This window comes from Brevundimonas sp. LjRoot202 (genome assembly GCF_964253355.1).
Taxonomy (GTDB): Bacteria; Pseudomonadota; Alphaproteobacteria; order Caulobacterales; family Caulobacteraceae; genus Brevundimonas.
In genome coordinates this window covers 269,712-282,612 of the sequence record NZ_CAXUQW020000002.1, presented here as the reverse complement: position 1 = coordinate 282,612, position 12,901 = coordinate 269,712, and the positions used below count along the sequence as shown (strand labels likewise).

The following is a 12,901-nucleotide window of genomic DNA, read 5'->3' as shown; positions in this document are numbered from 1 at the left end:
AGTTCGGGCGGCGTCAATCCCCCTGTTGCAGGTGCGAAGCCGAGGGCGTTCAGCCCTCGCTCCATCCCCCCGCCAGCGCCTTGAACAGGGCAATCTGGTAGGTCGTCACCAGGGCGTCGGACGCCGCCAGCTGCGCATCCGAGGACGCCAGCGTCCGTTCCGCGTCGATCACGGTCAGGAAGCTGTCCGCTCCGGCGTCGAAGCGCAGGCGCGATAGGCGGGCGGCGGTGGCGGCCTCGTCGCGGGCCGCCTGCAGGGCCGAGCGGCGGTCGAGCTCGTTGGCGTAGTTGGCCAGGGCGGTCTCGGTTTCCTGCAGGGCGACCAGCACCGCCTGGTCGAAGTTGGCCAGGGCCACGTCGGCGCCGGCGCCGGCCTGTTCGACCCGGGCGCGGGCGGCGAAGATGTTGGGGAACGACCAGCTGATCAGCGGCCCGACGGAGAAGCGGAAATTCTCGCTGTCGCCCAGACCGCCGGCCTCCAGCGCCGTGGCCCCGAGCGAGCCGCCCAGGGTGATGCGCGGGTAGAGGTCCGCCGTCGCCACGTTCACCCGCGCCGCGGCGCCGGCCAGGTTGCGCTCCGCCTGGCGCACGTCGGGGCGACGGGCCAGCAGGGCGGCGCCGTCGCCGACCGGGATGGGTTGGCTCAGCTGCGGCGGGCGCTGGCAGGCGCGGGCCGCTTCGCTGGCCTCGGCCGGGGTGCGTCCGATCAGGGTGGCGAGACGGAACAGGGCCCCGTCGCGCTGGGCCCGCAGGGGCGGCAGCGACGCCCGGGTGGTCTCCAGGGCCGCACGGGCGCGGGCGGTGTCCAGCCCGTTGCCCGAACCGGCGTCCAGCAGTCGCTGGGTCAGATCGACGGTGTTCGACTGCAGTTCGACGGTGCGTTCCGCCACCGCGATCTGCGCGTTGGCCGAGCAGGCGTCGGCATAGGCCCGGGCCGTCTCGGCCGCGACCGATACGCGGACGATGCCCAGCGCCGCCTCGGCGGCGGCGGCGTCGGCGCGGGCGGCGCGGATGGTCGACTCCACCCGGCCGAACAGGTCGACTTCGTAAGCGACGTCCAGACCGGCGTCGTAGGTGTCGGTCTCCGGGGCTTCGGTCCCGGCCGGAAGGCCCGGCACGGTGGCGGCGGAGGGACGACCGGTGTTGACGGCCGCCGTGGTCGTCGTGGTCGGGAAACGGCCGACGCGGGCCTCGCCCAGCGCGGCGCGGACGCGGCGCAGGTTGGCGGCCGCGGCCTCCAGCTCGTTGTTCTCGGCCAGGGCCTGGCCGATCAGGCCGTCCAGGACCGGATCATCATAGAGACGCCACCAGTCGTCGCGCGCGGCCTCGGCCGTCACGGCGGGGGTGGCGGCCCCGATGAAGGCGCCCGACGCGGAGGGGGGAAGGGTCGCGTCAGGCGCCTTCGGCCCGACCGCGCACGAGGCCAGCAACAGGCTGGCGCCGGCGGTTGCGGTCAGGAACCGGAGAGGGGGTCGGATCGTCATCAGGCGTCTCCCAGCCGGGGCGTGGCGGGTTCGAGTTGGTCGTGCGGCGGCATGCCGCCGGTGGTCGGAATCTCGACTTCCTTCTCGGGGGAGCCGGGCATCTTCGACGCCACCCAGCGCATCACGACGTAGAAGACCGGGGTGAAGATCAGGCCGAAGAAGGTCACGCCCAGCATGCCGGAGAAGACCGCCGTGCCCAGCGACTGGCGCATCTCCGCGCCGGGGCCGGTCGCCAGCATCAGCGGCACGACGCCGAAGATGAAGGCGAAGGAGGTCATCAGGATCGGACGCAGGCGGGTCCGCGCGGCGCGCACGGCGGCGTCCCAGCGGTTCAGTCCCTCGTCCTCGGCCTGTTTGGCGAACTCCACGATCAGGATGGCGTTCTTGGCCGCCAGGGCGATCAGCACCACCAGTCCGACCTGGACCAGGATGTTGTTGTCCAGACCCCGGATGTTGACCCCGATCATCGCCGCCAGGATGCACATCGGCACGATCAGCACGACCGCGAGCGGAAGCGTGAAGGCCTCGTACTGGGCGGCGAGCACCAGGAAGACGAACACCACCGCCATGATGAAGACGATCGTGGCGCCGCCGGACGACTGCTTCTCCTGCAGCGCCAGGCCGGTCCATTCGTAGGAGAAGCCCGGGGGCAGGGTGGCTTGCGCCAGCTGCTCCATGTGGGCGATCGCCTGGCCCGAGGACACGCCCGGCGCAGCCTGTCCCTGAAGCTCGGCCGCGGGGAACAGGTTGTAGCGGACGATCCGCGACGGGCCCGAGTCCTCTTGCAGGGTGGCCACCGATCCGATCGGGACCATGGCGCCCGACGCCGACCGGGTCTGCAGGTTGGCGATGTCGGCGATGTCGTCGCGCGAGGTCGGCTCCGCCTGCGCCGTCACCCGGAAGGTGCGGCCCAGGAAGTTGAAGTCGTTGACGTAGGCCGAGCCCAGATAGACGCCCAGGGTGCTGAACACGTCATTGGGCTGGACCCCCATCATCAGCGCCTTGTCGCGATCGACGTCGGCGGCGATGCGCGGCGAGCCGGTGTTGTAGGTCGAGAAGACCTGCTGCACCTGGTCCGGCGCCTGGGCGGCGGCGCCCATCATGGCGAAGGTCGCGCCTTCCAGCGGGCGGTAGCCCGCGCCGGACGTGTCCTGCACCATCATCTGGAAGCCGTTGCCGTTGCCCAGACCCTGAACCGCGGGCGGGGCGATGACGAAGATGTTGGCGTCCTCGATGCCCATGGTCGCGCCGGTGATGGCGCCGGCCAGGGCGGCGGCGCTCTGTTCGGCGGTCTTGCGTTCCTCGAAGGCGTCCAGACGAACGAAGATCGTCGCCGCATTGGAGCCGAACGAGAAGCTGGTGCCGTCCAGGCCGGCGAAGGCGACCAGGCCCTCGACGCCCTCGGTGCTCTTGATGGTGTCCGAGGCGCGGCGCATCACCGCTTCGGTGCGCTCGAGCGAGGCGCCCGGGGGCAGCTGGATGACGCCGATCAGGAAGCCCTGATCCTGCTCCGGAATGAAGCCCGACGGGGTGTCGATCAGACGCCAGGTCGTCAGGCCGAGCAGGCCGACGTAGACGATCAGCACGATGGCGACGGTGCGGACCAGCCGCGCGGTCAGCCGGCCGTACTTGTCCGACAGCCAGTCGAAGCCTTCGTTGAAACGCCGCCCGGCCCAGCCGCCGTAGTAGACGGCCGTGCCCCAGACGCCCGGCTTGCGGGCGTTCTCGTCGTGCTCCTTGTGCGGCTTCAGCAGCAGCGCGGCCATGGCCGGCGACAGCGTCAGCGACACCAGCAGCGACACCACCGAGGCGGTGGTGATGACGATGGCGAACTCGCGATAGAAGATGCCCGGGATGCCCGGCACGAACATGGTCGGAACGAACACCGAGACCAGCACCAGGCCGATCGAGATCAGCGCGCCGGAGACCTCCTTCATCGAACGATAGGCGGCCTCCTTGGGCGTCAGCCCCTCGCGGATGTAGCGCTCCACGTTCTCGACCACGACGATGGCGTCGTCGACCACGATCCCGACCGCCAGGACCAGGGCGAACAGGCTGAGCGAGTTGATCGAATAGCCGAGCATCAGCTGGACGGCGAAGGTCGCCACCAGCGCCACCGGAATGGCCACGATCGGGATGATCGCCGCCCGCCAGGTCTGCAGGAAGACGATGACCACCAGGACGACGAGGATCACGGCCTCGAACAGGGTGTGCTGCACGGACTCGACCGAGGCCGCGACGAACTCTGTCGGGTTGTAGGCGACGTCGACGGCCATCCCCTGCGGCAGCTCGGCCCGGAAGGCTTCGACCTCGGCCATGACGCGGTCGGCGGTGCCCAGCGCATTGGCGCCCGGCTGCTGGATGATGGCGATGCCGACGCCCTGCTCGCCGTCGAAGAAGCCCTTGATGCCGTAATCCTGGGCGCCCAGTTCGACGCGCGCGACGTCGCGGATGCGGGTCACGCGGCCTTCGGCGTCGGTCTTGATGACGATGTTCGAGAACTCGTCGGGATCACTCAGACGGCCCTGCACCTGCACCGGCAGCTGGAAGGCGGCGGCGCTGGTGGCGAAGGGCGGCTGGCCGATCGCGCCGGCGGCGGCCTGGACGTTCTGGGACTGCAGCGCGGCGACGATGTCCGGTCCGGTCAGGTTGCGGGCCGCCGCCTTGGCGGGGTCGATCCAGACCCGCATCGAATAGTTGCCGCCGCCGAAGACCTGGACAGCACCCACGCCCTCGACCCGCAACAGCCGGTCGCGCAGCGTCGAGTTGGCGTAGTTGCCGACGTAGTCGTTATCCAGAGACTTGTCCGGGGACGTCAGTCCCAGGATCATCAGGAAGCCGCTTTCCTGCTTGTTCACGGTGACGCCGATCTGGCGGACCTGGGAGGGCAGGCGCGGCTCGGCCAGGGCGACCCGGTTCTGGACCAGCACCTGCGCCGCATCCAGGTCGGTGCCCGGCTGGAAGGTCACGGTGACCGCCACCGTCCCGTCCGAGGTGGACGAGGACGACAGGTACAGCATGCCCTCGACGCCGTTGACCTCCTGTTCGATGGGCGCGGCGACGGTCTCGGCCACGGTCTCGGCCGAGGCCCCCGGATAGGCGGTGTTGATGGTGATCGTCGGCGGCGCGATCTCCGGATACTGCGACAGGGGCAGCAGCGGATAGGCGAACACACCCATCAGGGTGATGAACACCGCGATCACGGCCGCGAAGATCGGCCGGTCGATGAAGAAGCGTGAGATGTTCATGTCCGGCTCAGTCGCCCGAGGACAGGCTGTTGGCGAAGGTCGCGGTCGAGGCGGGCGCGGCCCGGGTCACGGGAACCTGGGCTTCGCGGGCGACGGGGCGGATCTGGCCGGTCGTGGCCTTCACCTTCATGCCGGGCGCCTGGATGCGCTGGACGCCGTTGATGATGACCCGGTCCGTGCGGGCCAGGCCCGAACGGATGACCCGCAGCCCGTCGACGATCGGTCCCAGCTGCACCGGCTTGGGCGCCACCGAACCGTCGGCGGCGACGACATAGACGATGCGCCGGGCCTGGTCGGTGGCGATGGCGGCGTCGGGCACCAGCATGGCGGTGTAGCCGCCGGCCCCGGCCAGACGAGCCTGACCGAACATGCCCGGCTTCAGGAAGCCGTCGGCGTTGGGGATCACCGCCCTCAGGCGGATCACGCCCGAGGAGGTGTCAACCGCATTGTCGGTGAAATCGAGCGTGCCCGAACGGGTGAAGGTCGCCTCGTCCTGCAGCCGCACCTGGATCGGGGCCGCGCCGTTGCGGGCCTGACGCTGGTATTTCAGCAGCACGGCTTCGGAGCCGTCGAAGACGAAGTGAATCGGTGCGCTGGAGACCACGGTGGTCAGCACGTCCGCGGCCGACGAGCCGCCGGCCACCAGGTTGCCGGCGTCGACGCGGCGGTCGGACACCCGGCCCGAGATCGGCGCGGTGACGCGGGTGAACTCGAGGTCCAGCTGGCGGGCCCGGACGTTGGCGTTGGCGGCGGCGATCGCCGCCTGGGCCGTCTGCAGGGCGCCGCGGCGGGTGTCGACCTCGGCCTGCGAGATGGCCTGCGATTCCAGCAGGGTCTCGGCCCGCGTCAGTTCGCTCTGCGCCAGCGTCAGCTGGGCCTGCGCCTGGGCCAGTTGGGCCCGGGCCGAGGCCAGGGCCGCTTGCGCCGGCCGCGGGTCGAGGCTGAACAGCAACTGGCCGCGCCGGACATAGTCGCCGTCGCGGAAATGGACGCCCGAGATGTAGCCGCCGACGCGGGCGCGCACCTCGACCGACTGGGTCGCTTCAAACCGGCCGGTGAACTCGTCCCAATCCTGGACGGCCTGCACCAGCGGTACGGCGACGGTCACCGCCGGCGCCGGGGGGGCCTGCGCCTCGCTCTTCGAGGTACAGCCATAGAGCGCGGCCGCCATGAGGGCGGACGCGGCCACGATCTTCACCGTGCGCATGTGTGCTAGTCTCCGTAAGGGAGAAATCCCTGTCTCTGTCGACCTCGGCCATCGGGGAGGAAACCGTTAGTCAACGCCCGGTGACTTAATGGTGATCGCATGGCCGCTTGTCAACGGGCGATGACAAAGCCATATACGGCGTGGGGCTTTGTTCAGGAGCTATCCTGTTGTTTTGTCATGTCGCGCCTCGGCCAAGAAATGCCGAGGCGACCCGCGCCGCCATTCTGGAGGCCGCGCGCGAACGGTTCGCGCGCGAAAGCTATGACGACGTCGGCATGCGCGACATCGCCCGGGACGTCGGCGTCGACGCCGCCCTGGTGTCTCGCTATTTCGGCTCCAAGGAAGATCTGTTCACGGCTGTCCTCGACAGCTGCGAGAACGGCGCCGACCTGATGGAGGGCGAGCGCGCCACCTTCGGCCGTCGGATTGCGCATGAGGCCATTTTCGAGGGCAAGAGCGAGAGCAAGCTCAAGGGCCTGCTGATCCTGCTGCGTTCGGTCGGCTCGACCAAGGCGATGGAACTGGTGCAGCGCACCGGCAACGAGCGCTTCTTCAACCCGTTCGCCGAATGGGTCGGCGGCCCCGATGCCGCTGTTCGCGCCAGGCTGGCGGCGGCCTTCATCATGGGCATGGCCGTCAGTCGCGAGATCACCGGCGGTTTCGGCCTGAACCCCAGCGAGTGCGAGCAGATGCGCGACAGGATGGCTGTCCTGCTCCAGGACATCATCGACAACTGATTCAGCCGCGCGGCTGGAATTTCCGGATCACGCCCGAGAAGGTCATCAGCACCCGCTCGCCCGCATGGATTTGGCCGCGCACGAAGATCAGGCTCTTGCCGGCCCGGATCACCTCGCCGGTCGCCTCGACCAGTTCCCCGACATAGGCGCCGTCGATGAAGGTCGAGTCGAGCGACACGGTCACGCCCGAGGCCCCCTCCATCTCCTGATAGGCGGTCTGGAACATGGCGATGTCGGCGAAGGTCATCAGGCAGCCGCCGTGCATCCGGTCGCCGGCGTTCATATGCTTGGGCTCGGCCCGGAAGGCGCAGCGCATCCGCCCGTCCGGGTCCGGCTTGAAGTAGAACGGCCCGACCACCTGGTCGAAGGTGCCGTGCAGGTCGTACATCTGCCAGCCGGCGAACTCGCCCTCCGAAACCGTGACCTTCGCGACCATGGGAAAACTCCGCCTTCTCTATGTTCCCGCAATGCAGCATATAGGCGCGATGAGCGACCCCATCGAAACCGCCATCTTCGAAAAACTGGCGAAGGCCGACCCCAAAGGCGTCGGCGGCAAGAGCATTGAGCCCGCCGACGTGGCCAAGGAACTGCAGCCGGAACAGTGGCAGCGCATGCTGCCCAAGGTGCGCGCCTGCGCCCTGGGCCTGATGCGTCAGGGCCGGCTGACCATCACCAAGAAGGGCAAGGCGGTCGATCCGAACGCCTTCAAGGGCGTCATCCGCCTGCGTCTGCCCACCGAAGCGGAAACCGCCGCGGCGTTGGCGGCCCTGCCGCCGGCTGTTGAGGACGATGGCGACTTCGCCTGACACCACAGGCCTGGACGCCGTCCTCGCCGACATCCGCGCCTGCCGCGCCTGCCTCGGCCAGCTGCCGCACACGCCGCGCCCGGTGGTGCATGTCTTTCCCGAAACCCGGCTGCTGATCTGCGGTCAGGCTCCCGGGCGGCGCGTGCACGAGAGCGGTCGGCCGTTCACCGATCCCTCCGGCGACCGCCTGCGCGACTGGCTCGGCGTCGATTACGAGACCTTCTACGCCGACCGCCGCATCGGCGTCGCCGCCCAGGCCTTCTGTTACCCCGGCACGGCCCCGAAAGGCGGCGACTATCCGCCGCCGCGCCGCTGCGCCGAACTGTGGCGGCCCGGCCTGCTGGCCGAACTGCCGCAGGTCGAACTGACCCTGCTGGTCGGCGGCTACGCCCAGGCCTGGGCGCTGGACGACCGCGCGAAGCCGAACATGACCGACACGGTGCGGGCGTGGCGCGACTACGCGCCGGACATCCTGCCTCTGCCGCACCCCTCGTGGCGCAACACGGCGTGGCTGCGGCGGAATCCGTGGTTCGAGGCCGAGGTGCTGCCGTATCTTCGCCAGAGGGTTCGGGGCATTCTGGGGACATGATCGTCCGCGCGCTGGCCGTCCTGTCGCTGATCCTCACTGTCGCCGCCTGCGCCACGCCCGCGATCCAGCCGCCGCTGACGCCGCCGCCCGGTTTCGCCGGTCCCGCACTGGAAGCCCGCCACCTCGTCATGGACGACGGCGCCCGCCTGCCGCTGGCCCGCTGGACGCCCGAGGGCGAGCCGTGGGCGGTGATCGTCGCCCTGCACGGCATGAACGACAGCCGCGCCTCGTTTCGGCTGGCCGGTCCGTGGTGGGCCGAGCAGGGCATCGAGACCTGGGCCATCGACCAGCGCGGCTTCGGCGAGGCCCCCGGCCGCGGCGTCTGGGCCGGCGAGGCGCGCATGGCCGAGGACCTGCGCACCGCCGTCGCCCTGGCCCGGGCCCGTCATCCGCGGGCGGCCCTCGCCGTCGTCGGCGAGAGCATGGGCGGGGCGGTGGCGATCGTCGCCTTCGCCTCGGACCGGCCACCGGACGCGGACCGCCTAGTCCTGCTGGCCCCGGCGGTGTGGGGCTGGTCGGCGCAGGGGCCGATCAACTCGGCCGGGCTGTGGCTCGCCGCCCGGACCATGGGTGACCGCGCTGTCGAGGCACCCGAATGGGCCGTCCGCGCGCTCCCGGCCTCGGACAACCGGCTGGAGCTGTTCCGCAACTATCGCGACCCCAACAGCCTGATCACCACCCGCTTCGACGCCCTGTACGGCCTCGTCGACCTGATGGAGAACGCGTCCCGCCGCCTCGGCGACATCCGGGCGCCGAGCCTGCTGCTCTACGGCGCCAACGACAATGTGATCCGCAAGGAGCCGATGCGGCAGGCGCTCGCGCGGGCCGGAGAGCGGCCGGGTCTTCGCACCGCCTTTTATCCGGACGGCTGGCATATCCTGAACCGGGATCTGCAGGCGGAGACGGTCTATCGCGACGTCGAGGCCTGGCTGCGTGACGCCTCGGCTCCCTTGCCGTCCGGCGCCGGGGCCGCGCTGCCGGCGCTTCGATAGAGCGAAGGGGCGGATCGCCGCTCGCCGGTCTCGCCCCCAAACCGCCATGCTTGCTCTGTTAAGCGTCCCGGCGTATCAGCCCGCAACAAAAAATACCCCGGGAGACGCCACTTATGGGCAAGACGCTGTTTGATTCCCCGTCGTTCGCGAACCACGAAGGCGTGCACGCGGTCTTTGACGAAAAGACCGGCCTGCGTGCGATTATCGCTGTTCACTCTACGGCGCGGGGTCCCGCCGTCGGCGGCACCCGCATGTGGAACTACGCCTCCAGCGCCGAAGCGCTCGAGGACGTCCTGCGTCTGTCCAAGGGCATGAGCTACAAGAACGCCGTCGCGGACCTCGAGATGGGCGGCGGCAAGTCGGTCATCATCGGCGACAGCCGCACCCAGAAGACCCCCGAGCTGTTCCAGGCCTTCGGCCGCGCCGTGAACACCCTCGGCGGCATCTATTACGCGGCGGAAGACGTCGGCGTGTCGGTCGCCGACATCGCCGAAGCCCGCAAGGTCACCCCCTATGTGCTGGGCGTGAAGGAAGGCCCGGAAGCCTCGGGCGACCCCAGCCCCGTCACCGCCGAGGGGGTGTTCCGCTCGACCCTGACCGTCGCCCGCCGGCTGTGGAAGCAGGACGACCTGACCGGCCTGACCATCGCCCTGCAGGGCATCGGCCATGTCGGCGGCTACCTCGCCGACAAGCTGCACGCCGCCGGCGCGAAACTGGTGATGACCGACGTCAACACCGCCCTGCTGTCGGAAGTCGCCGCCCGCACCAATGCCGAGGTCGTGGCGCCCGACGCCATCTATGACGTCAAGGCCGACATCTACGCCCCGTGCGCCCTCGGCGCGACGCTGAACCCGGAGACCCTGGACCGGCTGACGGTCAAGGCCGTGGTCGGCGCCGCCAACAACCAGCTGGCCACGCCGGACATCGGGCGGATGCTGTTCGAGCGCGGCGTGCTCTACGCCCCCGACTACGTCATCAACGGCGGCGGCATCATCAACGTCGCCTCGGAAATGAACGCGCGCCAGACCGGCGGCGCCTACGACCCGGCCTGGGTCGAGGGCAAGCTGTCCCGCCTGATGGAGACGCTGGAGGAAATCCTCGAACGCTCGGCCGTCGAGAAGCGGCCCACGCACGAGATCGCCGACGCCATCGCCGAGGCCCGCATCAACGCGGCCCGCGACGCCAAGGCGGAACAGCGCAAGGCGGCCTGACCTGTCCCGGTCGCGCCCGGCGGCGGACGAACGGGCCCGCGTCTGACGCACCGGCCCTCCATGGTGCGTCGTGGCGGCGGAACCCATCGGGGCATCTGGACTCTTCGGACCGGTCCCGGGGAGTCCAGAGTCCGGATTCGCTCCGGCCGGGCATACGGAACACTATGCCTGAATGCTCCCGTTTGATTCGGGCCGAGGCGCCATGACCGCAACGCACCGCAAGGGCTTCGACCCGCTGCTCATCGTCATGGTGGTCGGCTTCATCATGGCCGTCGGAGCGCTGGCCTACCCCGCCTTCCGGGCCGATCCGATGAGCGCGCCCGGGTTGGTGCTGATCTTCACCGCCGGCGCCGTGGCCCTGATCGGCCTGTTCGCCTTCGCCCGGAGCGAGCGCCGCAAGCCGTTGGGCGACACCACCATCGACCTGCTCGACGCCATGGCCGAACCCGCCGCCCTGGTCTGGGCGTCCGGCCAGGTCCTGGCCTTCAACGCGGCCTGGGCCGAGAGCAACGGCGCCGTCAACACCCTGCCCAAGGGCCGCTCGGCCGCCGCGCTGTACATGGCCTTCGCCCAGGCCCGCGCGGGCGAGCAGGGACGGGCCATCGTCATGATCGGCGACCGTGAGCAGGAGGTGCTGATCGGCCAGGCTGGTGAGGGCCGCTTCCTGGTCCGCGCCGCGCCCGAGGCCGCCATTCCCGTGATGACCGGAGGGACGTCCGCCCCCGGCTCCAACGCCGCCGAGAGCCGGGCCATGGCCGCCGGCGCCCCGTTCGGCTCGGCCGTGATCGCCGCCGAGGATCTGTTCGGGGGCAAGGTCGAGGAGGCCAACGCCGCCCTCTCCGTCCTGACCGGTCCCGCCGCGGCGCGTGACGCCGCCTTCGGTCATCTGTTCGACCCCGTCCTGGTCACGGAGGCGCGCGCTAGGCTGGCTGCGGGATCGTCGGGCCCGATCGAACTGGTCGCCCGCGCCTTTCCCGACCGGATGCTGCACCTCTACGTCGCCCCGGAAGGCGACAAGCGGCGCGTCTGGCTGTTCGACGTCTCGGCCCAGAAGTCGATGGAATTACAGCTGTCGCAGGCCCAGAAGATGCAGGCGGTGGGGCAGCTCGCCGGCGGTGTGGCCCACGACTTCAACAATCTGCTGACGGCCATCCAGATGCAGCTCAGCGGCCTGCTGGAGCGCCACCCGGTCGGCGATCCCTCTTACGAGGGGCTGAACGAGATCCGCCAGACCGCCATCCGCGCCGCCGACCTGGTGCGCAAGCTGCTGGCCTTCTCGCGCAAGTCCACGGTGCGCCGCGAACGGCTCGATCTCGGCGAACTGGTCGGCGAATTCGCGGTCCTGCTGCGCCGCCTGCTGCGCGAGGACGTGCGGCTGGAGACCGACTACGGCCGCGACCTGCCGGTGGTCCTGGCCGACAAGAGCCAGCTCGAGACGGCGGTGATGAACCTGGCCGTCAACGCCCGCGACGCCATGCGCGGCGTGGTCGAGCCGGGCGCCGGCGTGGTCACCATCCGCACCCTGCGCCTGAGCCGCGACGAGGCCCGCGCCCTCGGCTGGGCCGCCGCCCCCACCGCGGCCGTCGCCCTGATCGAGGTGACCGACACCGGTCCCGGCGTGCCGCCCGAACTGCTGGACAAGATCTTCGAACCCTTCTTCACCACCAAGGCGGTGAACGAGGGCACCGGCATGGGCCTGGCCACCGTCTACGGCATCGTCGAGCAGGCCGGCGGCCACATCAACGTCTCCAACCTCGAGGACGCCGAGTCCCGGATCCTGGGGGCGGCCTTCCGCATCTTCCTGCCCGAGGCCGGCGAGGCGGAGCTGGCCGAGACGCCGGTGGTCGAGGTCAAGCCCAAGGCGCCCCGCGATCTGTCCGGGGCCGGCCGCATCCTGTTCGTCGAGGACGAGGCGGCCGTGCGCGGCATCGCCGCCCGCCTGCTGCGCCAGCGCGGCTACGACGTGATCGAGGCGGCCGACGGCGAGGAGGCCCTGGCGCTGGCCGAGGAGCACGCCGGGACCATCGACATGATGATCTCGGACGTCATCATGCCCGGCCTCGACGGTCCGTCCTTGCTGAAGAAGGCCCGGCCGTTCCTCGGCGACGCGCCGGTGATGTTCATCTCGGGTTACGCCGAGAGCGACTTCTCGGACCTGCTTCAGGACGAGGTCGGCGTCTCCTTCCTGCCCAAGCCTCTGGACATCAAGACGCTGGCCGAACGGGTCAAGCAGGAGTTGCGCGCCGCCTAGGCCTACTGTTCGCGACGGTCCCGGTTCCGGTCCCGGCGGTCGTCGCGGCGCTCGTCCCGCCGATGATCCCGGTAGCGATCGCGCCAGTAGGGCGACTCGGGCGGGATATAGAAGTCGCGGTAGCCATAGTCGCCGGGGCAATAGCGCTGGTTGGCGCCGTAAGGCAGGCCCGGCGGCGTCGCCCAGTAGCAGTAGGCGTTCTCGTATTCGAGGTCGGCCGCCGCCTGGTCGAGACCCACGGCGATGGCTTCCCACATGGCCGGGTCGCTGCTGCAGGCGGTGGTCGTCAACGCGGCCATCGCCGCGAGGCCGAGCCGGAACTTCTTCAACGTGGATATCATGTCGCGCGCCTCCCAACCCGCACCGTGCCCGGCGGC

Annotated in this window: 11 protein-coding genes; 6 read left to right on the top strand and 5 right to left on the bottom strand. The window is 70.1% G+C overall.

Going from position 1 to position 12,901, the window contains the following annotated elements; all coding sequences use genetic code 11:
• Positions 1–49 precede the first annotated feature (49 nt).
• From ACSQ1L_RS06365 to ACSQ1L_RS06355, 3 genes are read right to left on the bottom strand one after another with little or no spacing between them, the layout of a single operon-like run.
• Positions 50–1,483 (bottom strand): efflux transporter outer membrane subunit, encoded by a 1,434-nt coding sequence (locus ACSQ1L_RS06365; RefSeq protein WP_435993086.1) that lies wholly within the window; start codon positions 1,481–1,483, stop codon positions 50–52.
• Positions 1,483–4,731, bottom strand: a complete 3,249-nt coding sequence (locus ACSQ1L_RS06360) for an efflux RND transporter permease subunit (protein ID WP_435993084.1) — start codon at positions 4,729–4,731, stop codon at positions 1,483–1,485. Before ACSQ1L_RS06360 ends, ACSQ1L_RS06365 begins: the two co-directional genes overlap by 1 nt.
• A gap of 7 nt (positions 4,732–4,738) precedes the next feature.
• Positions 4,739–5,938: an efflux RND transporter periplasmic adaptor subunit gene (locus tag ACSQ1L_RS06355; protein WP_435993082.1), complete on the bottom strand. Its 1,200-nt coding sequence runs from the start codon at positions 5,936–5,938 to the stop codon at positions 4,739–4,741.
• A gap of 167 nt (positions 5,939–6,105) precedes the next feature.
• On the opposite strand from ACSQ1L_RS06355, the gene ACSQ1L_RS06350 reads away from it, so the two are divergent.
• On the top strand, positions 6,106–6,675 hold the full coding sequence (locus ACSQ1L_RS06350; RefSeq protein ID WP_435993080.1) for a TetR/AcrR family transcriptional regulator: 570 nt from the start codon (positions 6,106–6,108) through the stop codon (positions 6,673–6,675).
• Position 6,676: 1 nt separating this feature from the next.
• Here the strand turns inward: ACSQ1L_RS06350 and ACSQ1L_RS06345 are convergent, their stop codons facing one another.
• Entirely contained in the window at positions 6,677–7,111 is a 435-nt protein-coding gene (locus ACSQ1L_RS06345) for a PaaI family thioesterase (RefSeq protein ID WP_435993078.1), read from the bottom strand.
• 49 nt (positions 7,112–7,160) lie between these two features.
• Here ACSQ1L_RS06345 and ACSQ1L_RS06340 point away from each other — a divergent pair, with 49 nt between their 5' ends.
• The 5 genes from ACSQ1L_RS06340 to cckA all read left to right on the top strand — a co-directional run bounded on the left by ACSQ1L_RS06340 (position 7,161) and on the right by cckA (position 12,524).
• A complete protein-coding gene (locus ACSQ1L_RS06340) occupies positions 7,161–7,481 on the top strand; it encodes a DUF3253 domain-containing protein (RefSeq protein ID WP_435993076.1) in 321 nt (106 codons plus the stop codon).
• On the top strand, positions 7,465–8,070 hold the full coding sequence (locus ACSQ1L_RS06335; protein ID WP_435993074.1) for a uracil-DNA glycosylase family protein: 606 nt from the start codon (positions 7,465–7,467) through the stop codon (positions 8,068–8,070). The genes ACSQ1L_RS06340 and ACSQ1L_RS06335 overlap by 17 nt, the downstream gene beginning before the upstream one ends.
• The gene (locus tag ACSQ1L_RS06330; RefSeq protein ID WP_435993072.1) at positions 8,067–9,062 is read left to right on the top strand and encodes an alpha/beta fold hydrolase; all 996 of its coding nucleotides are present in this window, start codon (positions 8,067–8,069) and stop codon (positions 9,060–9,062) included. The genes ACSQ1L_RS06335 and ACSQ1L_RS06330 overlap by 4 nt, the downstream gene beginning before the upstream one ends.
• Positions 9,063–9,175: 113 nt before the next feature.
• Positions 9,176–10,273, top strand: coding sequence for a Glu/Leu/Phe/Val family dehydrogenase (locus ACSQ1L_RS06325; RefSeq protein WP_435993070.1), 1,098 nt, complete (start codon positions 9,176–9,178; stop codon positions 10,271–10,273).
• A 202-nt stretch (positions 10,274–10,475) separates the two neighbouring features.
• Entirely contained in the window at positions 10,476–12,524 is a 2,049-nt protein-coding gene (gene cckA, locus ACSQ1L_RS06320; RefSeq protein ID WP_435993068.1) for a cell cycle histidine kinase CckA, read from the top strand.
• A 2-nt stretch (positions 12,525–12,526) separates the two neighbouring features.
• Here cckA and ACSQ1L_RS06315 read toward each other — a convergent pair whose 3' ends face one another.
• Entirely contained in the window at positions 12,527–12,865 is a 339-nt protein-coding gene (locus ACSQ1L_RS06315) for a hypothetical protein (RefSeq protein ID WP_435993066.1), read from the bottom strand.
• Positions 12,866–12,901 lie beyond the last annotated feature (36 nt).